Origin of the sequence: Rhodoferax potami, assembly GCF_032193805.1 — a bacterium.
GTDB lineage: Bacteria > Pseudomonadota > Gammaproteobacteria > Burkholderiales > Burkholderiaceae_C > Allorhodoferax > Allorhodoferax potami_A.
This window is the reverse complement of sequence record NZ_JAVBIK010000003.1, coordinates 249,578-271,436: the sequence shown is the minus strand read 5'-3', so window position 1 is coordinate 271,436 and position 21,859 is coordinate 249,578. Positions and strand designations below refer to the sequence as shown.

At 57.0% G+C, this 21,859-nt stretch carries 17 protein-coding genes and 5 pseudogenes; 13 read left to right on the top strand and 9 right to left on the bottom strand.

The window, feature by feature from the left end; all coding sequences use genetic code 11:
• A pseudogene (locus tag RAE19_RS19390) lies at window positions 1-241 on the bottom strand (IS21 family transposase); the annotation flags it as partial.
• A gap of 152 nt (window positions 242-393) precedes the next feature.
• On the opposite strand from RAE19_RS19390, the gene RAE19_RS19385 reads away from it, so the two are divergent.
• Window positions 394-1,014, top strand: a complete 621-nt coding sequence (locus RAE19_RS19385) for a YecA family protein (RefSeq protein ID WP_313876446.1) — start codon at window positions 394-396, stop codon at window positions 1,012-1,014.
• Window positions 1,015-1,038: 24 nt separating this feature from the next.
• Here RAE19_RS19385 and tnpC (RAE19_RS19380) read toward each other — a convergent pair whose 3' ends face one another.
• From tnpC (RAE19_RS19380) to RAE19_RS19370, 3 genes are all read right to left on the bottom strand, one after another.
• Window positions 1,039-2,640, bottom strand: coding sequence for an IS66 family transposase (gene tnpC, locus RAE19_RS19380; RefSeq protein ID WP_313872998.1), 1,602 nt, complete (start codon window positions 2,638-2,640; stop codon window positions 1,039-1,041).
• Window positions 2,641-2,709: 69 nt separating this feature from the next.
• Entirely contained in the window at window positions 2,710-3,057 is a 348-nt protein-coding gene (tnpB, locus tag RAE19_RS19375) for an IS66 family insertion sequence element accessory protein TnpB (protein ID WP_313873004.1), read from the bottom strand.
• A complete protein-coding gene (locus RAE19_RS19370; protein ID WP_313873005.1) occupies window positions 3,057-3,395 on the bottom strand; it encodes a hypothetical protein in 339 nt (112 codons plus the stop codon). Before RAE19_RS19370 ends, tnpB (RAE19_RS19375) begins: the two co-directional genes overlap by 1 nt.
• A 98-nt stretch (window positions 3,396-3,493) precedes the next feature.
• Between RAE19_RS19370 and RAE19_RS19365 the strand changes: the two genes are divergently transcribed.
• On the top strand, window positions 3,494-3,586 hold the full coding sequence (locus tag RAE19_RS19365) for an SEC-C metal-binding domain-containing protein (RefSeq protein WP_313876457.1): 93 nt from the start codon (window positions 3,494-3,496) through the stop codon (window positions 3,584-3,586).
• Between the two features lie 14 nt (window positions 3,587-3,600).
• Here the strand turns inward: RAE19_RS19365 and RAE19_RS19360 are convergent.
• Window positions 3,601-3,759 (bottom strand): annotated as a pseudogene (locus tag RAE19_RS19360) (transposase domain-containing protein); the annotation flags it as partial.
• Window positions 3,760-3,958: 199 nt separating this feature from the next.
• On the opposite strand from RAE19_RS19360, the gene istA reads away from it, so the two are divergent.
• Window positions 3,959-5,503 (top strand): IS21 family transposase, encoded by a 1,545-nt coding sequence (gene istA, locus RAE19_RS19355; protein ID WP_313876140.1) that lies wholly within the window; start codon window positions 3,959-3,961, stop codon window positions 5,501-5,503.
• A 21-nt stretch (window positions 5,504-5,524) separates the two neighbouring features.
• Window positions 5,525-6,316 (top strand): IS21-like element helper ATPase IstB, encoded by a 792-nt coding sequence (gene istB, locus RAE19_RS19350; protein ID WP_313873002.1) that lies wholly within the window; start codon window positions 5,525-5,527, stop codon window positions 6,314-6,316.
• 96 nt (window positions 6,317-6,412) lie between these two features.
• On the opposite strand, the pseudogene tnpC (RAE19_RS19345) reads toward istB, so the two are convergent.
• A pseudogene (tnpC, locus tag RAE19_RS19345) lies at window positions 6,413-7,819 on the bottom strand (IS66 family transposase); the annotation flags it as partial.
• Between the two features lie 334 nt (window positions 7,820-8,153).
• Window positions 8,154-8,624, bottom strand: a pseudogene (locus RAE19_RS19340) (IS110 family transposase); the annotation flags it as partial.
• An 82-nt stretch (window positions 8,625-8,706) separates the two neighbouring features.
• Here RAE19_RS19340 and RAE19_RS19335 point away from each other — a divergent pair.
• The 3 genes from RAE19_RS19335 (at window position 8,707) to tnpC (RAE19_RS19325) (ending at window position 11,063) form a co-directional block, all read left to right on the top strand.
• Entirely contained in the window at window positions 8,707-9,045 is a 339-nt protein-coding gene (locus RAE19_RS19335; RefSeq protein ID WP_313873005.1) for a hypothetical protein, read from the top strand.
• Entirely contained in the window at window positions 9,045-9,392 is a 348-nt protein-coding gene (gene tnpB / locus RAE19_RS19330; RefSeq protein ID WP_313873004.1) for an IS66 family insertion sequence element accessory protein TnpB, read from the top strand. Before RAE19_RS19335 ends, tnpB (RAE19_RS19330) begins: the two co-directional genes overlap by 1 nt.
• A 69-nt stretch (window positions 9,393-9,461) precedes the next feature.
• A complete protein-coding gene (tnpC, locus tag RAE19_RS19325) occupies window positions 9,462-11,063 on the top strand; it encodes an IS66 family transposase (protein ID WP_313872998.1) in 1,602 nt (533 codons plus the stop codon).
• Between the two features lie 28 nt (window positions 11,064-11,091).
• On the opposite strand, the pseudogene RAE19_RS19320 reads toward tnpC (RAE19_RS19325), so the two are convergent.
• A pseudogene (locus tag RAE19_RS19320) lies at window positions 11,092-11,697 on the bottom strand (IS110 family transposase); the annotation flags it as partial.
• 152 nt (window positions 11,698-11,849) lie between these two features.
• Window positions 11,850-14,975 (bottom strand): Tn3 family transposase, encoded by a 3,126-nt coding sequence (locus tag RAE19_RS19315; protein ID WP_346432768.1) that lies wholly within the window; start codon window positions 14,973-14,975, stop codon window positions 11,850-11,852.
• A 227-nt stretch (window positions 14,976-15,202) separates the two neighbouring features.
• Between RAE19_RS19315 and RAE19_RS19310 the strand changes: the two genes are divergently transcribed.
• The 6 genes from RAE19_RS19310 (at window position 15,203) to RAE19_RS19285 (ending at window position 21,542) form a co-directional block, all read left to right on the top strand.
• Complete coding sequence (locus RAE19_RS19310) at window positions 15,203-16,906, top strand: phage integrase family protein (protein ID WP_313876444.1); 1,704 nt, start codon at window positions 15,203-15,205, stop codon at window positions 16,904-16,906.
• Between the two features lie 78 nt (window positions 16,907-16,984).
• Entirely contained in the window at window positions 16,985-17,365 is a 381-nt protein-coding gene (locus RAE19_RS19305) for a toxin-antitoxin system TumE family protein (RefSeq protein WP_313876443.1), read from the top strand.
• Entirely contained in the window at window positions 17,362-17,724 is a 363-nt protein-coding gene (locus RAE19_RS19300) for a transcriptional regulator (RefSeq protein ID WP_313876442.1), read from the top strand. Before RAE19_RS19305 ends, RAE19_RS19300 begins: the two co-directional genes overlap by 4 nt.
• 174 nt (window positions 17,725-17,898) lie before the next feature.
• Window positions 17,899-18,936, top strand: a complete 1,038-nt coding sequence (locus tag RAE19_RS19295; protein WP_313876441.1) for a TOTE conflict system archaeo-eukaryotic primase domain-containing protein — start codon at window positions 17,899-17,901, stop codon at window positions 18,934-18,936.
• Window positions 18,936-20,282, top strand: a complete 1,347-nt coding sequence (locus RAE19_RS19290) for a DEAD/DEAH box helicase family protein (RefSeq protein ID WP_313876440.1) — start codon at window positions 18,936-18,938, stop codon at window positions 20,280-20,282. Before RAE19_RS19295 ends, RAE19_RS19290 begins: the two co-directional genes overlap by 1 nt.
• 195 nt (window positions 20,283-20,477) lie before the next feature.
• The gene (locus RAE19_RS19285; RefSeq protein WP_430962591.1) at window positions 20,478-21,542 is read left to right on the top strand and encodes an IS110 family transposase; all 1,065 of its coding nucleotides are present in this window, start codon (window positions 20,478-20,480) and stop codon (window positions 21,540-21,542) included.
• The last annotated feature ends 317 nt before the right edge of the window (window positions 21,543-21,859 follow it).

Genomic DNA, 21,859 nt, shown 5'->3' with positions numbered 1-21,859 from the left:
GACGCAGCACCGTTGCTGGAATCCAATCAGGCTTGGCCGCCTGAATACGTCCAGCCAGGTAGTCCTTGAATGGATCGAGCTTGCTCTTACATGCCGGCAGTTTCTTCATGGCCGGCGGACCACCCTCCAAATACTTACGCACCGTGTTGACTGCCATACCAGTTTGCACCGATATCTCGCGCAAGCTCAGCCTGTGTTTCCTTAATACCTTGAGTTCCATGTACTCCTCGTTCGTAATCATTGCCAGTCCCATCCATGGTTCGGATGGCTTGGCACGTTAGTCGAGGTGTATCAATTCCTCACCGCGTTCTCGTGTCATTTTCATACTGCGCGTGACAACAATTGGGCGAGAATGGCGCGCATATCCTTGACCTGTAAACGCGCTGTTGTCCTATGACCCCCTTAGCTTTTGAACCCCTGTCTGACGAAGAGACCGACGAGCTTGATCACTTCATGCTCTATGAGGCTAAGTGCGACGAGGGCATGACTCTGGATACGCTGGATGGCTATTTGCATGCCATCGCCATCGGCCCCAAGACCCTGATGCCACGGCAGTGGATGCCGCTTATCTGGGGCAAGGGCGACAGCATGATGCCGCCGGTGGAGAGCATTGAGAAGCTCAACCAGATTCTGGGACTGATCATGCGCATGTTCAATAGCGTCATCTCCGGCCTGGAAGAAGACCCGCCAGAGATTTACCCGCACTGGTGCGTGCAGGTGTACCGGGGGCGCGAGTATGACGACGCGGAGGGCTGGGCCTACGGCTTTACTCAGGGCGTGCACCTGTGCCAAGCGGAGTGGGCGTCGCTATTGCAGACACCGCAGGGCCAGGCCTGGTATCGACCGATTGGTCTGTTGGGAGAGGATGACTTTGTCCCTGAGCAAGACGCATTGACCAAGACACCAGCAATGCGCAGCAAGCTAGCTCTGCAAATCCCGGAGGCCGTCGTTGCCATGCACCGGTACTGGCTACCGTACCGCCGCGCGGTTTACGAGCGTGAGGTTGCAAAGTAACCGGTCACTGTCCGGCGTTATTGCCTACGTTACCAAACCGTGTAATGGTGAACGCAATGGATTCTCGGCGAAGTGCTGCTTCCATTGACGAGGCGTCAGTTCTGAAACTCTGGAGGCGGGGTGGTGGCCTACGCGTTGCAAGACATCAACCAGGTAGGTGTAGGGGTCAATGTCATGTAAACGGCATGTCACGATCAGGCTCTGCATGATGCCCGCGCGCTTGGCGCCCACCTCCGTCCAGCAGAATAACCAATTGCGCCTGCCCATTGGTATCGCGCGCAAGGCGCGTTCCAGATGGTTCGTATCCATGGCCACATCCGCATCGCCCAGAAACACCTGCAGTTGCGCGCGGCGCTCGCGTGCATAGGCCAATGCCTTGGTCAACGGATTGCTGGGCAGGAAGCCTTGCCGCTCGAACTGCAAATCCACCCATTCAAAGAAGTTCTGCACCAGCGGTTTGCTGTGGCTTAGACGGTGCTCTCGTTTGGCATCCCCGTAGAGGTCACGTTCACGAATGGCTTCTTCCTGGGCGTAAATCTCGCCAATTTGCTGCAGCGCCTGGCCAGCGGCCTGTGGCTCGGCCCCTAGAGCTTCAAAGAAGCCACGCCTGCAGTGCGCCCAGCATTGGGCATGCGTAATGCCGGTCTTGGCAGCGTAACGTGCATAGGCCTCATAGCCGTCAGTGAGCAACACGGCATCTGTGGCCCCTGGCAGCCCCAATGCCTGCTGTACGTGCTCGTGGCGGCGCGACTCGAAATAGGCAAAGCACACCTCATCGAGTTCGCCGTACACAGGCCAGAAGTAGGCCGCCTTCATCTTGCCGGGCCCACTGCGCCCGGCCTTGATGGGGGTCTCGTCCATTGCCTTGACCCGGCTGTTGCGGATCGACTCGAGCTGCGTGTCGTAAATCGGCTCCAGCAGGGAAATGGTCTTTTGCGCCAGTTGCGTCAGCCACGCCCGGCTGAGTTTGAAGCCCGCTTGGCTCAGGCGCTGGTGCTGCCGGTACAGCGGAATGTGCCAGGCAAACTTGTCAACAACAACGCCTGCGAGCAAGCTCACGTCAGCGCGGCTGCCCTCAATGATGCCTGTTGGCGCGCCCGCACAGTGCAGGGTTTGCGTGTCGTGGCGCTTGATGACAGAGCGCACATACTTCAGCACCACATAGGCACCGGGGCGCTGTGCCAAGCGGTGGCTGACCTTCTGGCTGACAACCTCGTACTGATCGGGCGAGAGGTCTTTGGTCTCGGGGTTGGCCAGCTCGATGGTGTGCACGGGCACCTTGGTTTCGTCAAAGAACGATGCGGGCGTGCCCTCGTCGGCAAAGTTGCTGCGGGGTTTGCGTCGCTGGTGTGCAGGGATGGTGTTGGAGTCGGAGTCGGCTTCGGGCGCATCAGTGGCAGGGAGGTCGCCCAGGAGTTGCCCCAGGTGCATTTGCTGCGCATCGGGCAAGGGTGCAAAGCGCTCGCTCTTCTTGCCAAAGAGTTGGCGTTTGAACCATTCGAGCTGCTGCTCCAGCGCGCTGATGCTGGCGGCCTGTGCTTGCAGTGTCTGCGCGATGCTCTGCGGCGACAGCCCCATGACCGTTTCGACGGTAAATGTGGGAGTGCTGGTATTGGGCATCGACATGGGCCTTATCTTGCGGCCTTTAGGGACAAAGCAAAAGAGTGCTTCTCCGGATTGAAAATGGGCACATCGTCACCTCCGCGCAGGGTGTTGGTAGCGTTTGTGGCGTCGGCGCACTTCGATGCCTTCGAGCATCAGTTTGAGCGCCGTGCAGTCGATCTCGCCACTGCCGCCTTGAACGCCTTTACGGGAGAACTTGCCGCTCTCCAAACGCTTGCACCACAGGCACCAGCCGCTGCGGTCAAAGTACAGCACCTTCATCTGTGTTTGCCGCCGGTTGATGAAAACAAACATGTGTCCGGCCAGCACATCCACTTCAAACCCCTGGCGTGCCAGAGCGTACAAGCCGTCGTAGGACTGGCGCATATCGGCAGCTTGGCCATACAGGAACACGCGAATGCGGCCCTCGGGAAAGAACATTACCGGCGTACCAGATGCAAACTCATGCCCGAGCCGAGTTCGATGCGTAACTCCATGGCTCCATTGCCGCTGCCGTGCACTCCAGCAAGGTCGCCCAGATCAACGAACGCCGCCTTCGGCACGGTGGTGGGGGCTACCTTGTTCGTTCGCAGCGGGGACGCGATTCCCCTCTGTTTATTCCTAAGCGTGCGTCGGCGAGCAAGGCTGCTGCGACTGATGCCTTCGCGGCTGCAAAATTCATCTATCGTCAATCCAGCGCGGTCAAAACGATCCAGTACCTCAGCCCAAGTCTGTTCACTCAACACTGCACGCCTGAGCACGCTCTGCGTCTCTTCCATATCCGACCCCGTCCTGTTTGTTGATCAGGGCGCATTCTTTGGTACCTGCAATCAGTTCGCAAGAACGCCGGACAGTGACCGGTTACGTTGCAAAGGCGATGCAACCCAAGGTCGGACGCAATGAGCCCTGTCCATGCGGCAGCGGCAAGAAGTTCAAGAAGTGTTGCGGTGCCGCTGCCAACCTGCATTAGGTCGCAGCAATACGTCAGGCTGGCCGCCACCGATGCGGCAACAATTCTTCGATCTGGTTGTTCTTCTGCGTTGGCAGCCGGGTGAGGATGTCCTTCATGTAGGCATACGGGTCATGCCCATTGATCTTGGCGCTTTGAATCAAACTCATCACAGCGGCAGCACGCTGACCCGCGTGTCACTTTTCACCACATACAGGCCAATTGGTTTTCGGCACATAGGAGCCAGAGCGTTTTCGGCACATATAGGCCATTTGGTTTTCGTCATATAGGAGCCAGCCGGGGGATTGGACGGGCATCTCGAACGCGACGTAACTGTCGTTACCTTCTGAATTTTTTGTTCAGGAGTAACGGATGGGTCGCAGAAAGATCGAGATGCATGAATACAGAAACGTTTTAATCAGACTACGCGCCGGTGACGGCGATCGCGAGATCGCGCGTCTGGGCCTTATGGGCCGGGTCAAGGTGGCGAGCTTTCGCGAACACGCCCGCAGCTTGGGCTGGTTGGAGGCTGAGCTGCCGCTGCCCGAACCCGAAGTTATTGCCCTGAGTCTGTGCGCAGCGGCCAAGCGCCCATCCAGCACGGTCTCCAAAGCCCACCCATGGCGCGAACAAGTGGCGCGCTGGATGGCTGCCGGGGTTGAGGGCGTAGCCATTCATGCCGCGTTGGTGCGCGAGCACCAGTTCTGCGGCAGCTACTCCTCTGTCTATCGCATCATGCGTGACATTGCCAAGGCACAGCCGCGTACCGATCTCACTGTGAGACTGAGCTTCAAGCCCGGCGAAGCCGCTCAGGTTGACTTTGGCGCGGGGCCATTTTTGGTGCATCCGGATGGACAGCGTAGGCGCACCTGGGCCTTTGTTATGACCTTGTGTCACAGCCGCCATCAGTATGTGGAATTCGTCTGGGACCAAACGGTGGCCACATGGCTGGGCTGCCACCGCCGTGCCTTTGAGTGGTTTGGCGGTGTGCCCGAGCGCGTGATCATCGACAACGCCAAGTGCGCCATCATCAAGGCTTGCCGATTTGACCCGCAGGTGCAGCGCTCCTATGCCGAGTGCGCTGAAGGTTATGAATTCAAGATTGACCCGTGCCCGCCGCACGATCCGCAGAAGAAGGGTATCGTGGAGTCGGGCGTCAAATACGTCAAGCGTAACTTCCTGTCTACCCGCGAATTCCGTGATCTGGCGGACCTTAATGCACAGGCGCAGGCGTGGGTATTGCAGGAAGCCGGTGTGCGCATTCACGGCACCACCCGCCAGCAGCCCATGGATTTGTTTGCGCTGGAGCGGGCCTTGCTCAAGCCGCTTCCACCGCAGGCGCCGGACTTGGGCGTTTGGCAGTGCGTGACGCTGCACCGCGACTGCCACGTCAAGTTTGACTACAAGCTGTATTCCGCCCCCTTTGCGCTGGTGGGCAAAGAGCTGTGGCTACGTGCCACCGATAACTGCGTGACTTTGTTTGATGACTACCGATTGGTGGCAACCCATGCGCGGGGACAGCGTCCCGGTGAACGCCTCACGACCAAAGACCACTTGCCACCCGAGGCACAACTCTTCTTTGCCCGTGACCGCGAGTGGCTGGGTACCCAAGCGCTGCAAATCGGACCGTACTGTCAGCAGGTTATTGACTGGCTACTGAGTGACCGGATTCTGGAGCGATTGCGCGCAGCTCAGGGTGTGATTGGTCTGGCAAAGACCTACAGCGCCCAGCGTGTTGAGCTCGCCTGCCGACGTGCCATGGCCCACAACAGTCCGTATTACCGCACTGTCAAGACCATCCTGAGCAGTAATTCCGACCGGCTACCGATGCCTGATCACAGCATCGTGCCTACCTATGCAAAGGCCCGGTTTGTCCGCGACGCCGCAAGCCTCTTCACCCCCGATACCCACAACCCGCAGCAGGATTTGCTGCATTAACTATCCAGGAGACCATCCCAAATGACACCCATCCCCGAACTCGTTCCACATCTCAAGCAGTTGCGCTTGTCCGGTATTCTGGATTCGCTGGACGCCAGAAACCGCCAGGCGATTGAATCGAAGTTGGCCTATACGGAGTTCCTGGCCATCCTGATGGGCGATGAAGTGGCCCGCCGGGAGCAGAACAGTTTCAGTACCCGCCTGCGCCGGGCCCAGTTCCGCTCCACCAAAACGCTGGAGCAGTTTGACTTCGAGCGGCTACCCCAACTCAACCGCGCGCTGGTGCATGACCTGGCCACCGGGCGCTACGTGCGGGAGTGTTCTCCGGTATTGATTGTTGGCCCTAGTGGAACCGGCAAGAGTCATCTTGCGCAGGCCTTGGGCCATTGTGCGATCCGTCAGGGCGTGGATGTGCTGTTTACCAACTGCTCGGCACTCACGCAGTCACTGCACGCCGCGCGCGCCACCAACGCCTACGAGCGCAAGCTGCAGACCTTGAGTCGCATTCCGGTACTCATCATTGATGACTTCGGACTCAAGCCTCTGCGTGCGCCGGCCGACGAAGACCTGCATGAACTCATTGCCGAGCGCTACGAGCGCACTGCCACCATCGTCACCAGCAATCTGGACTTTACTGAATGGGATCAGGCATTCCCAGTCAACCCGCTCTTGGCATCCGCAACCTTGGACCGCTTACGTCACAACGCATACTGCCTGGTGCTTGATGGCCAGTCGTATCGGGCGCCACGCCAGATGCCGACCACCATGCCGACAAAAACAAAGAATTCAACGCAACAAAAAGACGTCAAATAAAGGCAAAATCCATACCCGAGTGATGTCCGTCAGACACCCTCCGGCTGGTCTCTATATGCCGAAAATCACTGGCTCCTATATGCCGCAAAGTGACACCGCGCGCAGAGACCCTGCAAAAAGCCAGTTGTTACGACCCAAGGCGGCCGGGCGGATTTGGTTCTCGCACCAATTGTTGTCAATGGGTACTTGGCCGTCATACAGGTAGTGCGTCAGCGCCACCCAGCGTTTGAGGCTGTAATCCAGTGCTTTTGCCGTCGCAGAGCCATTGGGGACCTTGCTTCGTTGCAATAACAGCCACTGATGCAGTGCATCGGCAACCGGTTTGGCCCTGTCCTGTCGAATCTTCTTGCGCTCCTCGGCGCTGAGCGCCTTTGCATCGCGCTCCACGTCATACAGTAGTTCAAAGAATTTAAGGCCCTCAGCAGCAATCAGGCTGCTGTGATTGGCATGCAGTTCAAACAGCTTTCTGCGGGCATGGGCCATGCAGCCGGACTCCGTGATGCCCTTGGTAAACAGCGCCTTGTAAGCCGCGTAGTCATCGCAAACCAGCGTGCCACTCCAGCCACCGTCAGCATCGGACTTGCCCAGGAATGCTCGGGCATGCTCGCCGGCACGGGACTCACAGAAGTCGTACACCACAGCCCGCGTGGACTCGAAGGCGCCCGGTGCATAGGCCCAGAGGTAAGCACGATGCGTCTTCTTGTTGCCCGGCTTGAGCATCGGGATCGGCGTTTCATCCGCATGCAGGATCGCGTGGCTCAGTACCGCTTGCTTGAGCGCATCTACCAATGGCTGCAACTGCACGCCGCACATGCCAACCCACGCACCCAATGTGGAGCGTGCTATCTCCAGACCCGCACGACCAAAGATCTTCTCCTGGCGGTACAGGGGCAGATGGTCCGCATACTTGGCCACCAATACCTGGGCCAGCAATCCTGCTGTAGGGATGCCCTTGTCGATGACTTGTGGGGGAACTGGTGCTTGGATCAAGGTCTCGCAACTGGCGCAGGCCCATTTGCCGCGCACATGGCGCTCTACCGTGAACACGCCGGGTGTGTAGTCCAGCTTCTCGGACACATCCTCGCCAATGCGCTTGCGTTGGCAGCCGCACTGGCAGGTGGTGGAGTCGGGTTCGTGGTGGACGTCCACGCGCGGCAGGTTGGCTGGCAGGGCTGCACGCTTGGGCTTCTTGGGTGGCTCGGTGTCCGCCTTGGGTGATGTGAGGTTCTTGAGTTCCTGCTCAACGGCGGCCAGGTCTTCGTCAAAGGCCTCTTCCAGCAGGCTGACTTGGGTACTGTCGACTTGCTCGCTGCTGCGACCAAACCGGTGGCGTTTGAGCACTGCCATCTCATGTGTGAGCAGATCAATCTTGGTCTGACGGTACACCAGTTCCTTGGCATCGCTGCTTGATGCCTGGTCCAGTTTCGCGATGTGCTGGTCTTGCTGTGCCACTTTGCTCATCAGGCCCGTGAGCAATTCGCGCAATTGGCTAAATACGCCCATCCCCTCTACAGGGACTTCCAGTTAAAGCAAGAGCGGATTTTTTTCTACCTTTTCGCATTCCCACATTTGAAATCTGACCAGTTGACGTTTGCTCGGGAGAGATACCAAGCAAGGACAGACTGCACATCTACAGGCGGGCTTGTTTCGGTGGGTTTCACCGAGGCCCCAGATACGAACCGCTCAGCAGGACTCCATTCGAAAAGCGTGATCAGGCACAGCCTGCCACTGAGGGAATGTCGAGTTCATCTGCTGCCGGTCTGACCTGTGGTGAGCATCTTCGAGCGCACGTCTGTTGGCAAAAAATCAATATTTTGGTTGCGCGATCTGACTGTGCCTAGGCAACTGACACTGCACCCGGATAGGTTGGGACGTGATCAGGGTCGAACGTTGTTCCCCTTGTCAGCACGCTCCAAAGTATTCTGGCATTTTTGTTGGCCAGCGCTACGACCGTTTTTTGCCAGCCAATGCGCTCCTTGAGTTGCAGCAGCCACTTGCTAATGCGGTCGCTACGTTTGCCTGCACTCATGACGGCGGACTTCGCCCCCTGAATGAGCAGGGTACGCAAGTAGGTGTCGCCACGTTTGGTGATGCCACCAAGCTTGGCTTTGCCTCCCGTTGAATTCTGACTCGGCGCCAGGCCAAGCCAGGCCCCGAATTGCCTGGCACTGTGGAACTGGGCGAAATCGCCCACCGTCGATACCAGTGCGGATGCCGTCAGCGGACCTATCCCAAGCAATTGGGCGGCCTTCTTTGCCTGCTCATCACTCTTGACGTGGGCGCAGATCCGTTCGTCGCACCAGGGTAACCGGTCACTGTCCGGCGTTCTTGCGAACTGATTGCAGGTACCAAAGAATGCGCCCTGATCAACAAACAGGACGGGGTCGGATATGGAAGAGACGCAGAGCGTGCTCAGGCGTGCAGTGTTGAGTGAACAGACTTGGGCTGAGGTACTGGATCGTTTTGACCGCGCTGGATTGACGATAGATGAATTTTGCAGCCGCGAAGGCATCAGTCGCAGCAGCCTTGCTCGCCGACGCACGCTTAGGAATAAACAGAGGGGAATCGCGTCCCCGCTGCGAACGAACAAGGTAGCCCCCACCACCGTGCCGAAGGCGGCGTTCGTTGATCTGGGCGACCTTGCTGGAGTGCACGGCAGCGGCAATGGAGCCATGGAGTTACGCATCGAACTCGGCTCGGGCATGAGTTTGCATCTGGTACGCCGGTAATGTTCTTTCCCGAGGGCCGCATTCGCGTGTTCCTGTATGGCCAAGCTGCCGATATGCGCCAGTCCTACGACGGCTTGTACGCTCTGGCACGCCAGGGGTTTGAAGTGGATGTGCTGGCCGGACACATGTTTGTTTTCATCAACCGGCGGCAAACACAGATGAAGGTGCTGTACTTTGACCGCAGCGGCTGGTGCCTGTGGTGCAAGCGTTTGGAGAGCGGCAAGTTCTCCCGTAAAGGCGTTCAAGGCGGCAGTGGCGAGATCGACTGCACGGCGCTCAAACTGATGCTCGAAGGCATCGAAGTGCGCCGACGCCACAAACGCTACCAACACCCTGCGCGGAGGTGACGATGTGCCCATTTTCAATCCGGAGAAGCACTCTTTTGCTTTGTCCCTAAAGGCCGCAAGATAAGGCCCATGTCGATGCCCAATACCAGCACTCCCACATTTACCGTCGAAACGGTCATGGGGCTGTCGCCGCAGAGCATCGCGCAGACACTGCAAGCACAGGCCGCCAGCATCAGCGCGCTGGAGCAGCAGCTCGAATGGTTCAAACGCCAACTCTTTGGCAAGAAGAGCGAGCGCTTTGCACCCTTGCCCGATGCGCAGCAAATGCACCTGGGGCAACTCCTGGGCGACCTCCCTGCCACTGATGCGCCCGAAGCCGACTCCGACTCCAACACCATCCCTGCACACCAGCGACGCAAACCCCGCAGCAACTTTGCCGACGAGGGCACGCCCGCATCGTTCTTTGACGAAACCAAGGTGCCCGTGCACACCATCGAGCTGGCCAACCCCGAGACCAAAGACCTCTCGCCCGATCAGTACGAGGTTGTCAGCCAGAAGGTCAGCCACCGCTTGGCACAGCGCCCCGGTGCCTATGTGGTGCTGAAGTATGTGCGCTCTGTCATCAAGCGCCACGACACGCAAACCCTGCACTGTGCGGGCGCGCCAACAGGCATCATTGAGGGCAGCCGCGCTGACGTGAGCTTGCTCGCAGGCGTTGTTGTTGACAAGTTTGCCTGGCACATTCCGCTGTACCGGCAGCACCAGCGCCTGAGCCAAGCGGGCTTCAAACTCAGCCGGGCGTGGCTGACGCAACTGGCGCAAAAGACCATTTCCCTGCTGGAGCCGATTTACGACACGCAGCTCGAGTCGATCCGCAACAGCCGGGTCAAGGCAATGGACGAGACCCCCATCAAGGCCGGGCGCAGTGGGCCCGGCAAGATGAAGGCGGCCTACTTCTGGCCTGTGTACGGCGAACTCGATGAGGTGTGCTTTGCCTATTTCGAGTCGCGCCGCCACGAGCACGTACAGCAGGCATTGGGGCTGCCAGGGGCCACAGATGCCGTGTTGCTCACTGACGGCTATGAGGCCTATGCACGTTACGCTGCCAAGACCGGCATTACGCATGCCCAATGCTGGGCGCACTGCAGGCGTGGCTTCTTTGAAGCTCTAGGGGCCGAGCCACAGGCCGCTGGCCAGGCGCTGCAGCAAATTGGCGAGATTTACGCCCAGGAAGAAGCCATTCGTGAACGTGACCTCTACGGGGATGCCAAACGAGAGCACCGTCTAAGCCACAGCAAACCGCTGGTGCAGAACTTCTTTGAATGGGTGGATTTGCAGTTCGAGCGGCAAGGCTTCCTGCCCAGCAATCCGTTGACCAAGGCATTGGCCTATGCACGCGAGCGCCGCGCGCAACTGCAGGTGTTTCTGGGCGATGCGGATGTGGCCATGGATACGAACCATCTGGAACGCGCCTTGCGCGCGATACCAATGGGCAGGCGCAATTGGTTATTCTGCTGGACGGAGGTGGGCGCCAAGCGCGCGGGCATCATGCAGAGCCTGATCGTGACATGCCGTTTACATGACATTGACCCCTACACCTACCTGGTTGATGTCTTGCAACGCGTAGGCCACCACCCCGCCTCCAGAGTTTCAGAACTGACGCCTCGTCAATGGAAGCAGCACTTCGCCGAGAATCCATTGCGTTCACCATTACACGGTTTGGTAACGTAGGCAATAACGCCGGACAGTGACCGGTTACGCACCAGGCTATTTCCTTGTCAAGTTCTGTGTAGTGTGAATTCGCACGGTCAAGTGCTAAACGCGCCACCGTTGGCAACTCGTTGCTGGCGTCCTCAAGGACCTCTTGTATCGCCCCTCTTAACGCTTCTGGACTTTGGGGGAACACCAAACCGAATTCAGTGAGGAGTCCGCGAATGCGATTGAGGCAGGCCGTCCGTTCTTCCTTGTAGCCTTCACGCAATCTGTGAACGGCCAACTGCCCTTGCTGCTCGCAGGTCTTTATAGGCACGAAGCGCATCTGTGGGCGACCGGCTGCCTCGCAAATCGCTGCCGCATCGTTGGCGTCATTCTTCCCGCTCTTGCCTGCCATACGATAGGGCGTAACGAAACTGCCGGCAATAAGTCTGGCATCCAAACCCATGGCACGGAGGCGGCGTGCGACGTGATGCGCACCTCCACAGCTCTCCATTGCCACCATGCAGCCTGACGGCAACTCGGAGCACCAGGAGAAGAACCGATCCCGAGAATATGCCTTGGCCAGGGTGACATCCCCAAGCTGCGTGATGGCGTGCACTTGGAAATACTTCTTGGAAAGGTCAACACCGACCCGAACAATGGCCGCCAGTGAAATGTCGTTCATGGGATACCCCTTTCAGTTGATGAATGGACTCGACATTCCGATCTTGGCTAACTTGTTGCGCCAGGGCAATCGCGGAAGTCCCTTCATATTCGAAAAGGTAAAACGAGCGAATTCCCCCTCTGAAGGCGGGGCGGTTTTTAGTCAAAAAGATCCCCTTGTCCAGGCTGCGTAGCATTGCTCCAGAACACCGAGTCGGCATACTGCGCGGCCAATGCATCTAGATCAATATCATGATCGTCTTCGCTGAACTCAAACGACCCGTACATGTTCACGTGCTGCCACGCCACCGGCGACATGCCCTGGATGAACGCGATGGCGTCCAAGTCCCCGGCGGCCACCTTCTGTTCATAGACCTTGGACAGTAACGCCGTGTTGTAGTAGATGACTGCGTTGGCAATCAGCCGCGCGCAGTCGTTCCAAACCTGCTGCTCAGTTTCCGTCTGTACCTTGAACTTTCCGCCATTGATGAAGGCCACTGCGCGGCGGAACCGGTGATAGGCCTCGCCCCGGTTGAGTGCCTTTTGTACGCTCTGGCGCAGTTCGACATCGTCAATGAAGTCCAGAATGTAGATGGTCCGCAGAATGTTGTCCAACTCCCACAGGGCCTTTTTGGTGTTGTTTTGCCGGGCGTAGCTGCTCAGCTTGCGCACGATGGTGGCTTGGGTCGTGTCCTTTTGCGCGAGGGATGCCATGATGCGCTGGATATTTGGCCATTCGCTGATGATCAGATCGGCATTGACCTTAGTGCTTGGTCGAATCAACATGTCTGCCGGGTACTGACTGAGCAAGTTGAACCCCACCAGGGATGCAGTTTTCTTTTGGATTGTCTTGTATCGCGGGGCAAAACCGTAGCCGTATGCGTAGAGAAAAAAGAAGTTGACCTGGTTGGTGCCGTGCGTATCAGTCGAGTGGCGCGTGGGCTTTATGTCCGACGTGTTGTTGTACAGCAGGTCAAACACAAAATGGCTCTCATGCTCGTGGGTGCCGATGATCTTGGCGTTGATGGGAACGTGGTTGGCCACCACGGTACAGGCGCTCACGCCCTTGTCCAAGCCGAAATACTTGGGCGCATGTCGGGCATTGAAGGTGTTGATCTGGGTCTCGAAACGCTGGCCATCGCTGCTGGAATGCAACTCTTCGCGGATATTGAAGAGTTTGAAGGCCGGCAGAGCGGCCGTGGCATTGCTGATGGCGTCATTGGCTGCGTGTACAGTTTCCGGGCTCAGGTAGCTGCGGGCGGTGGTTATCAAGGATGCGTGGTTCAAGCCTGAGACCTCTGCCATCTTGCCCAACCCCATGTTGGTGCCGAAGGCCACCACGCAGGCAAGGATTTCGCGCAGGTCCGGCGCGTGTTTGACGCCGCGATTCAAAACATGCTCGAAGGCATCCAGAAAACGCGTCTCTTTGTTCACGAAGCGCAATAGATCGGCAACAGCGATTCCCGGCAGCTGGTTGTAAAACGGGGCGTTGCCAGTCTGCGGTGCAGTTGGGTAGATCAGCGACCAACGCCTTTTTTCTCCTTGCCCGATAACCTTGATGTTGGTGTTGACGCAGGCGGCCACACGCTGATTGACATTTACCAGCCTGTCTTCCAGCTTGGTACGCAAAGTTGCCAGCGTCTCTTCAATGGGCGTGGTCAAAATGGACTGTCCGATTTCCGCCAGCACGGCTTCCTTGTGCACCCAGCGGGCGTCGCTGATCAGATCATCCTCAAACTGACGGAATTCGTTGCTGTGATTGACGTACAGGTCACCTGACTCCAGCGCATTGCGCAGCAGCCGGTAGACCAGAAACTCGTATCGATCGACATCCAGGACTTTGCGTTTTTCGCCGTCCTCGATGGATTCGACGTACAGGTGCTTCTTGAGTACCGCGGGTATCACTGCCTCGGGGAATTTTGATGAGTCTGCCTTGCGCAGTGACTTGCTCTGACGCAATTGATCTTGCATCACGGCGATCGCTGTGACCAATGGGGCGTTCTCCAGGCGACCGGCAAAATCTATGTCGCAAAAAAGGTGCCGCAAGTTGAGCTTGATGGTTGGCGACTGCATGGTGAAGTAGGTCCACTCGTAGTCCAGTTTGTCGAAGGCCACGTTACGCAAAAAATTGGACACCGATGAGAAGGCCGTCTGGTCCAGCAGTCCAAAAGCACGTTCCTTTATAGTAGAAAATGGGCAGTCATTTGCTATGGACTCATCGACGAACAGGCCCAGTACCTCGCCGGCTGCTTTCAGATTGCTGTTGGCTTGGTCAGATGCCAGCTGCATGGCCGTCTTGGCGGCCAGTTTTGCGTGCTTGTCAAATTGGCCGACCAGGTGGATGAACGCCTCGATCAGGTTGTCGTTGATTTGGCGGAACCGGTGGAAGGCAAAGCACAGCAAGTACAGGCGAACCGTTGAGACATCCATGCGACGCAGCTTGTAAATCGTGTAGAACTGAACCAGCCCGGCGTAATACTTGATGCTCTCAGGCGACAGCGCAGCATCCATCAGGAATTTCTGAGCGAAGGTATGCAAGGGGGCGAGTTGCTTGCGTCGGCTCACCTCCTGGCGCAGCTCTTTGTTGCTGAAGTCACTTGCTTCGTGTTTCAGGACGTTGATCAGATGGATTTTGTCGTCCGCGTGCAGCAGGGTGTTGAGCGATTGCTGCAGATTGGCGGGCAAGGCGGCATCGAGCATTCGGGTCACTCGCCGGCGCTCGTCGGTGACCGCCTGGCTCACCAAGTCCTGCAAGGACGTGTATCCCGGTGCCACAATACGCTGGCTTGCTAGATGCTCTAGCACCTCCCGCAAAATGAATTTTGGCTGGGTTGACAACATCGCAGCCCGCTGCGCGAAAGCAGCCAGCGCGTGCCTTCCCTCGCTGCCGCACAGACGATAGTCCAACAACCCAAGAATGATGCGTTGTTGGGCCAGCCTAGTCGGCTTTGACAAAACGCCTACCTCGGCCATCTGCCTGCCCGGGAAGTAACGCTTCAGAATATGATCAATGTCGGGGCGGACATGGTCAAGACTGACGACGAAGAATTGGGCTTTGGCCTTGAAATAACCCAGTTGCAGTACGAGGTGGACTCCCGCTGTGATTGTGCGTGCTGCATCAATAGTCTGGCGCTCTTCGGGACTCAGATCAAAGTGAATTTGGCGCTCACCTTCGGTGAAGTGCGGCATGCCATAGAGGCTGTCCACCTCTTCGGTTGAGAGAATGGAAAGGCGCCTGGACGCTTGTGTATTGGTGAGTGGCAAGACTGACGTGCTCCAACGCATGGCACAGCGTTGGCTGAGCCTGTAAAAACGAAATGGGGATGAGTCGAGGGATGCTGCAGAGATGCAACGCAGTGGCCGCCTTGCCTGCCAATTCACGTGCAATTTGTGAATGGCTTCAGCCAAAAACCCAAGGGATTTGTTTATTGGCGTGCATTCTATTGCGATAATCCTTCTTATCACAGCCGCTATTCCATTATTCTTAACTGACATCCATGAAAAGTCTGCCGATGTCCCTACCGCCCGGATTGGGAAAAGACGAACGCCAGGATGGTTTCCCCGGTGAAGCCGAACTGGCCGCCTTGCGTGGCTGGTACGCGGGCTTGTCATCGCGCGAATCCGTGGCCCGCTACCTGGAAACGCAGAAGGTCTCGGGAGAGTCATCACGAGGAATAATTGGAGGCATCCGCCGTCAATTGACCCGAATTGCCCGCCGACGACACCGGTCGGATCTGGTGGCCCTGCTGGACCATCCAGTGAATGAACGTGCCCAGCATGCGAAGACCGTTGCACATGCCATTGAGGCGCTACGCATTGCTTCTGAGCCGACTCCCAAGATTACGGACGACGTGAGCCTGTGGCTCTCCGTTCGTGCGGCCAACGCCCTATACGCCCAGGACATCAAGACGCTAGCGCAGCTGACTGTGCGTGTACCTCGGCGTCGGCGCTGGTGGACGGTGGTCCCTGGGCTGGGAGCACAAGGGGCCCGCCAAATCGAAGTCTTCTTTGCGGCCCACCCGCAATTGACCGAACGGGCGCGGGAATTGATGGTCAGCGAAACAGTACAGACAGTTGTTCCGTGGGAGCGCCTGCAAGTGCCGGAAGAACTCAACGGCACGCAAGGCACTTTCCGCGGGCCACCATCGGGCTGCACGCTCAGTGCCGACAATGACTATGAGGCCGTGCAGGCATGGCTGGCACTACACGAATCCAGTGCGACAAAACGGGCCTATCGCAAGGAGGCCGAACGCCTGATTCTGTGGGCCGTTGTGGAGCGTGGTCGCGCGCTATCGTCGCTCACAACCGAGGATGCCACTGCCTACCGGGGGTTCCTGCGCAATCCCACGCCACGCAGCCGATGGGTTGGACCACCGCAGACACGGTTTTCTGCCGAGTGGCGCCCATTCGCGGCCGGGTTATCACCCCGTTCCACTGCGTACGCCCTGACTGTCATTGGTGCGATGTTTCGTTGGCTGATTGAGCAGCGCTATGTGGTGGCCAACCCGTTTGCCGGGATCAAGGTGCGCGGTAGCAGCCGTAGCACGCCCATGGATGAAGGGCGCGTGTTCTCTGAGGGTGAGTGGGCCATCATCCGGGCCGTTGCCAATGGGTTGGAGTGGTCATACGGATGGAAGCTTGCAGCAGCCCAGCGGCTGCGCTTTGTGCTGGACTTCGCGTATGCAACGGGTCTGAGGTCCAGTGAGTTCGTGGGTGCAACCCTGGGGCAGATTGAAACGGATGCCCAGGGAGACCATTGGCTCAAGCTGGTCGGCAAAGGCAGCAAGGCGGGCAAAGTCGCCTTACCCCCGTTGGCTCGTGTGGCGCTGGACCACTACTTGATGCAGCGAGGTGTACCAACCACGCCAGCGATATGGAAGCCGTCCACTCCGATCATTGCCGACTTGCAGGCCGGCAATGGTCAGGATCGCATTACTTCGACGAGATTGTGGACCGTCACCAAGCGGTTTTTTGTGACAACCGCTGAGGTTATTGAGTCTGAGTCGCCGAAAACAGCTGAGAAACTGCGCCGAGCAAGTCCCCATTGGATGAGGCACACCCACGCTACACATGCTTTGGCACGAGGAGCTGAACTGACCACTGTGAGAGATAACTTGCGGCATGCTTCGGTGTCCACCACTTCCGTGTACCTTCACACTGATCAAGCCAAGCGTGCGCGGCAAATGCGGGATGCTTTTGGGTCGCCAAACGCCTAGCGCCTCAATGAACCAAGGGTTGGCACATCTACCCCAATTTGTCATTGAAAAGCTTATCAGTTCATGATAAGCTTTGGCATGGGTTCACAACGTTCACTGGCCATTGGTTTGGAATATTTGCTTGGCTTGGATGGCAATATTGAAGTTCAAAATGATGCAGGCTACTGGGTCAAGATGGAAGTTTCGAGTGCGGATGTGACGGCTGAGCGACCGCATGGCATCAGGTACAGCTTGACACTTCATGCGCCGGACAACACTCGGCTAATTGGTTTCGACAATGCCCATAGTGTGAGACCAGCAGGCTCGCGGTTCAAGCATGCTGGTAAAAGGTTTCCATACGACCATCGCCATCGACACGCTCTGGATGAGGGTGTGTTGTATGAGTTTGACACCGCTTACCAGTTGGTCAGTGATTTTTATGCTGAAGTTGATCGCGTTTTGAAAGAGGTCAGTCCATGAACAAGGTATTGAAGTTTGGTATTGCGCCAGTGCCTATGCAGCGTGCACGATCGCTGGCCATTGCGGCTGGAACACGCCAACGCGCCAAAGACGAACCCAACGTTTGGTTCCCCTCTGTGACCGCCATGGCAAGAGTCTTGTCAGATGAGAACATGGCGTTGCTCAAGGTCATTCGTGAGAGTCACCCAGACTCCATGGATGCCTTGGCCAAAACCGTGGGAAAACATGTACCCAACGTTTCGCGGTCGTTGCACACCATGGCTCAATATGGATTGGTCACACTAACCAAACATGGTCGAACGGTGATGCCCCAAGTTACCTCCGAGCGAGTTACGGTAGATTTCTCCTGGGGTGGGTGACATTGCATTCAAATGAGATCAGCCACTCATTGAAACCAATCGACATACGTCACAGCGAATAAATTGGTGGCTTTACCTTGTTTTGGGTGTGCAAAAGTAGCCAATTTTGGGCAAGCCGCCCCAGCCTCAAGTGGCCTGCGGATCGGTTTTTCTATCAAATAAAGCGAGCCGCGCATGTCAACGACAGAAGCAGAATTCATCCAGTTACGTGCTGAGAATGAAGCGCTGAAGGCACTGCTTGCAAAGCACGATATCGCGGTACCGCAACCGTCTAAATTCAACACTGGCGATGCTGCGCTGCAGCCAACTGCGAACGGGTTGTCGCAAACGGCAAAGGTTCAGCTCTTCCGACGACTCTTTCGCGGGCGAGATGATATCTATCCAGTTCGATGGATAAATAAAGCGGGCAAACCTGGGTATTCGCCCCTCTGCACCAACAAATGGAAACCCGGCGTTTGCAAATTGCCAGTAATAAAATGTAGCGTGTGCAGTTATAGCCTGTATGCGCCCATCACTGACGACATCATTCGCCAGCATCTTAGAGGCGAGATTACCGCCGGCGTATACCCACGATCGGTCGACAATCGATGCCATTTTCTTGCCATCGACTTTGATGACGCGGACTGGCGCGAAGATGCCCGAGCGGTGCTACAAACCTGCCTCGACAATGCTCTCCCCGCAGCGCTGGAAATATCGCGCTCCGGCGAGGGAGCTCACCTCTGGCTATTCTTTGCGAACGCGACGCTTGCAAGAGATGCGCGACGTCTTGGCGCGGCGCTGATCAGTGCGACTTGCGCCCGCACTCGCCAATTGGCCCTTAAATCGTACGACCGATTGTTCCCAAATCAAGACACCATGCCGAATGGCGGATTTGGCAACCTGATCGCCTTGCCGTTACAAAAGGAACCCCGTGACCTTGGACGCAGCGTCTTTGCCGATGAGAACTTGCAGCAACTTCCTGATCAGTGGGCGTTCCTTGAAAACATCAGGCCCCTACCGCAAAGCCTTATCGAAACGGTATTGACCAAACTGGTTGGGGACCGACATCCGCTCGACATCGCCTATGCCGAAGTTCCGCAAGAGAACGTTGACGCCCCATGGGTACGACCGGCTAAGCCTGATATCAAACTCAACAGCATCATGCCCAAAGCGGTGAAGGCAACAATGGCCGCCCAATTGTTTATCGAAAAGGCCAGCCTCCACAACCCTTGATGAACCGCCTAATCCGTGTTGCAGCGTTCCAAAATCCGGAGTTCTACAAACTTCAGGCCGGGCTCAGGTCCACATGGAACACACCCCGGATCATCAGTCGCGCAGAAAACCACGAAAAATTCCTGTCGTTGCCGCGAGGTTGTCTGAGCGACGTCGAGGCCTTGCTCGCTACAAATAGAATTGAACTCCGTCTCGAGGACGCGCGTTCGGTGGGGCAACGAATGAACGCGACGTTCAATGGCGTGCTGCGTCCGGATCAGCAGGAAGCCCTCGAAGCTATTACAAAACATGATTTCGGCATGCTCATTGCTCCCACCGCGTTTGGAAAGACGGTCACCGCAGCAGCCGTTATCGCCAAGAGAAAGGTTAGTACCTTGGTGATTGTGCACCGCGCCGACCTTATGCGGCAATGGCATGAGCGGCTTGGTAGTTTCGTTGGATTGGACGACCAAAAAATTGGACTGATCGGTGCCGGGAAAAAGAAGCCCACCGGCATGCTCGATATTGCAGTCATTCAAAGCCTTGCGCGCCGTGACGATCTGCCCGAACTGTTTAGCCAATACGGGCAGGTAATAATTGACGAGGCGCATCATTTAACGGCCGCAACATTCGAGGCGGTATTGAAGCAGGCCAACTCACGCTACGTCCTGGGGCTCAGTGCCACCCCTGTTCGCAGTAACGGGCACCATCCGATCATTTTCATGCAGTCGGGCCCCGTCAGGCATATTGCAAAACGTCCGGCACATGTACCAGATCAGTTAATGGTTCGGGTCCGTCATCTTCCAACTCCGGCCATTCCGTCGAACGCCAGTATTCAAGAGGTCATACGGTTGCTGTCCGTGGACGCCCATCGAAACGCACGTATCGTCGCCGATGCGACCACTGCCTTGAAAAACGGGCGTAAGGTGCTGCTGCTGACCAAAAGGACGGAACACCTTGACCTGTTGCACGCGCAACTGGCGCATGTCGAGTTCCCATGCTTCATGCTGCACGGTCGCATGAAGACAAAGGAACGCCAGGCGATCATCAAGGCCCTGGCGGAGTTGCCCCACGACGCACCGCACATACTGTTAGCCAGCGCCCAACTGGTCGGCGAGGGTTTTGATCATGCGCCGTTGGACACGCTGATCCTGACGCTGCCGATCTCATGGACAGGAACGCTGCAGCAATACGCCGGACGCCTACACCGTGACCATGCGGACAAGAGCGACATCTTGATTTACGACTACGTCGAACAGGATCATCCGCAACTCTACAGGATGTGGGAAAAGAGGCAGCGAGGTTATCGGGCGATGGGGTATCAAATGGATTTCGATCAACAGCAGTTACGCCTTGGTTCCCTATAACGAAAAAGTTGGCCAGAATCTGTTGTCACATCTAGATTCGACGCTTTTGTCCCCCTCCTAGCTCTGAAATCTGCTCGTTTTACCTTTTCGAATATGAAGGGACTTCCGCGATTGCCCTGGCGCAACAAGTTAGCCAAGATCGGAATGTCGAGTCCATTCATCAACTGAAAGGGGTATCCCATGAACGACATTTCACTGGCGGCCATTGTTCGGGTCGGTGTTGACCTTTCCAAGAAGTATTTCCAAGTGCACGCCATCACGCAGCTTGGGGATGTCACCCTGGCCAAGGCATATTCTCGGGATCGGTTCTTCTCCTGGTGCTCCGAGTTGCCGTCAGGCTGCATGGTGGCAATGGAGAGCTGTGGAGGTGCGCATCACGTCGCACGCCGCCTCCGTGCCATGGGTTTGGATGCCAGACTTATTGCCGGCAGTTTCGTTACGCCCTATCGTATGGCAGGCAAGAGCGGGAAGAATGACGCCAACGATGCGGCAGCGATTTGCGAGGCAGCCGGTCGCCCACAGATGCGCTTCGTGCCTATAAAGACCTGCGAGCAGCAAGGGCAGTTGGCCGTTCACAGATTGCGTGAAGGCTACAAGGAAGAACGGACGGCCTGCCTCAATCGCATTCGCGGACTCCTCACTGAATTCGGTTTGGTGTTCCCCCAAAGTCCAGAAGCGTTAAGAGGGGCGATACAAGAGGTCCTTGAGGACGCCAGCAACGAGTTGCCAACGGTGGCGCGTTTAGCACTTGACCGTGCGAATTCACACTACACAGAACTTGACAAGGAAATAGCCTGGTGCGACGAACGGATCTGCGCCCACGTCAAGAGTGATGAGCAGGCAAAGAAGGCCGCCCAATTGCTTGGGATAGGTCCGCTGACGGCATCCGCACTGGTATCGACGGTGGGCGATTTCGCCCAGTTCCACAGTGCCAGGCAATTCGGGGCCTGGCTTGGCCTGGCGCCGAGTCAGAATTCAACGGGAGGCAAAGCCAAGCTTGGTGGCATCACCAAACGTGGCGACACCTACTTGCGTACCCTGCTCATTCAGGGGGCGAAGTCCGCCGTCATGAGTGCAGGCAAACGTAGCGACCGCATTAGCAAGTGGCTGCTGCAACTCAAGGAGCGCATTGGCTGGCAAAAAACGGTCGTAGCGCTGGCCAACAAAAATGCCAGAATACTTTGGAGCGTGCTGACAAGGGGAACAACGTTCGACCCTGATCACGTCCCAACCTATCCGGGTGCAGTGTCAGTTGCCTAGGCACAGTCAGATCGCGCAACCAAAATATTGATTTTTTGCCAACAGACGTGCGCTCGAAGATGCTCACCACAGGTCAGACCGGCAGCAGATGAACTCGACATTCCCTCAGTGGCAGGCTGTGCCTGATCACGCTTTTCGAATGGAGTCCTGCTGAGCGGTTCGTATCTGGGGCCTCGGTGAAACCCACCGAAACAAGCCCGCCTGTAGATGTGCAGTCTGTCCTTGCTTGGTATCTCTCCCGAGCAAACGTCAACTGGTCAGATTTCAAATGTGGGAATGCGAAAAGGTAGAAAAAAATCCGCTCTTGCTTTAACTGG

Coding starts and splice junctions, on each gene's coding strand:
- istB (WP_313873002.1), top strand. CDS start 5,525: ATGACACCCATCCCCGAACTCGTTCCACATCTCAAGCAGTTGCGCTTG.
- RAE19_RS19385 (WP_313876446.1), top strand. CDS start 394: ATGACCCCCTTAGCTTTTGAACCCCTGTCTGACGAAGAGACCGACGAG.
- RAE19_RS19310 (WP_313876444.1), top strand. CDS start 15,203: ATGTCCCTACCGCCCGGATTGGGAAAAGACGAACGCCAGGATGGTTTC.
- tnpB (WP_313873004.1), top strand. CDS start 9,045: ATGTTCTTTCCCGAGGGCCGCATTCGCGTGTTCCTGTATGGCCAAGCT.
- RAE19_RS19305 (WP_313876443.1), top strand. CDS start 16,985: ATGGGTTCACAACGTTCACTGGCCATTGGTTTGGAATATTTGCTTGGC.
- tnpC (WP_313872998.1), bottom strand. CDS start 2,640: ATGTCGATGCCCAATACCAGCACTCCCACATTTACCGTCGAAACGGTC.
- RAE19_RS19315 (WP_346432768.1), bottom strand. CDS start 14,975: ATGCGTTGGAGCACGTCAGTCTTGCCACTCACCAATACACAAGCGTCC.
- RAE19_RS19290 (WP_313876440.1), top strand. CDS start 18,936: ATGAACCGCCTAATCCGTGTTGCAGCGTTCCAAAATCCGGAGTTCTAC.
- tnpB (WP_313873004.1), bottom strand. CDS start 3,057: ATGTTCTTTCCCGAGGGCCGCATTCGCGTGTTCCTGTATGGCCAAGCT.
- tnpC (WP_313872998.1), top strand. CDS start 9,462: ATGTCGATGCCCAATACCAGCACTCCCACATTTACCGTCGAAACGGTC.
- RAE19_RS19300 (WP_313876442.1), top strand. CDS start 17,362: ATGAACAAGGTATTGAAGTTTGGTATTGCGCCAGTGCCTATGCAGCGT.
- istA (WP_313876140.1), top strand. CDS start 3,959: ATGCATGAATACAGAAACGTTTTAATCAGACTACGCGCCGGTGACGGC.
- RAE19_RS19335 (WP_313873005.1), top strand. CDS start 8,707: ATGGAAGAGACGCAGAGCGTGCTCAGGCGTGCAGTGTTGAGTGAACAG.
- RAE19_RS19295 (WP_313876441.1), top strand. CDS start 17,899: ATGTCAACGACAGAAGCAGAATTCATCCAGTTACGTGCTGAGAATGAA.
- RAE19_RS19365 (WP_313876457.1), top strand. CDS start 3,494: ATGCAACCCAAGGTCGGACGCAATGAGCCCTGTCCATGCGGCAGCGGC.
- RAE19_RS19370 (WP_313873005.1), bottom strand. CDS start 3,395: ATGGAAGAGACGCAGAGCGTGCTCAGGCGTGCAGTGTTGAGTGAACAG.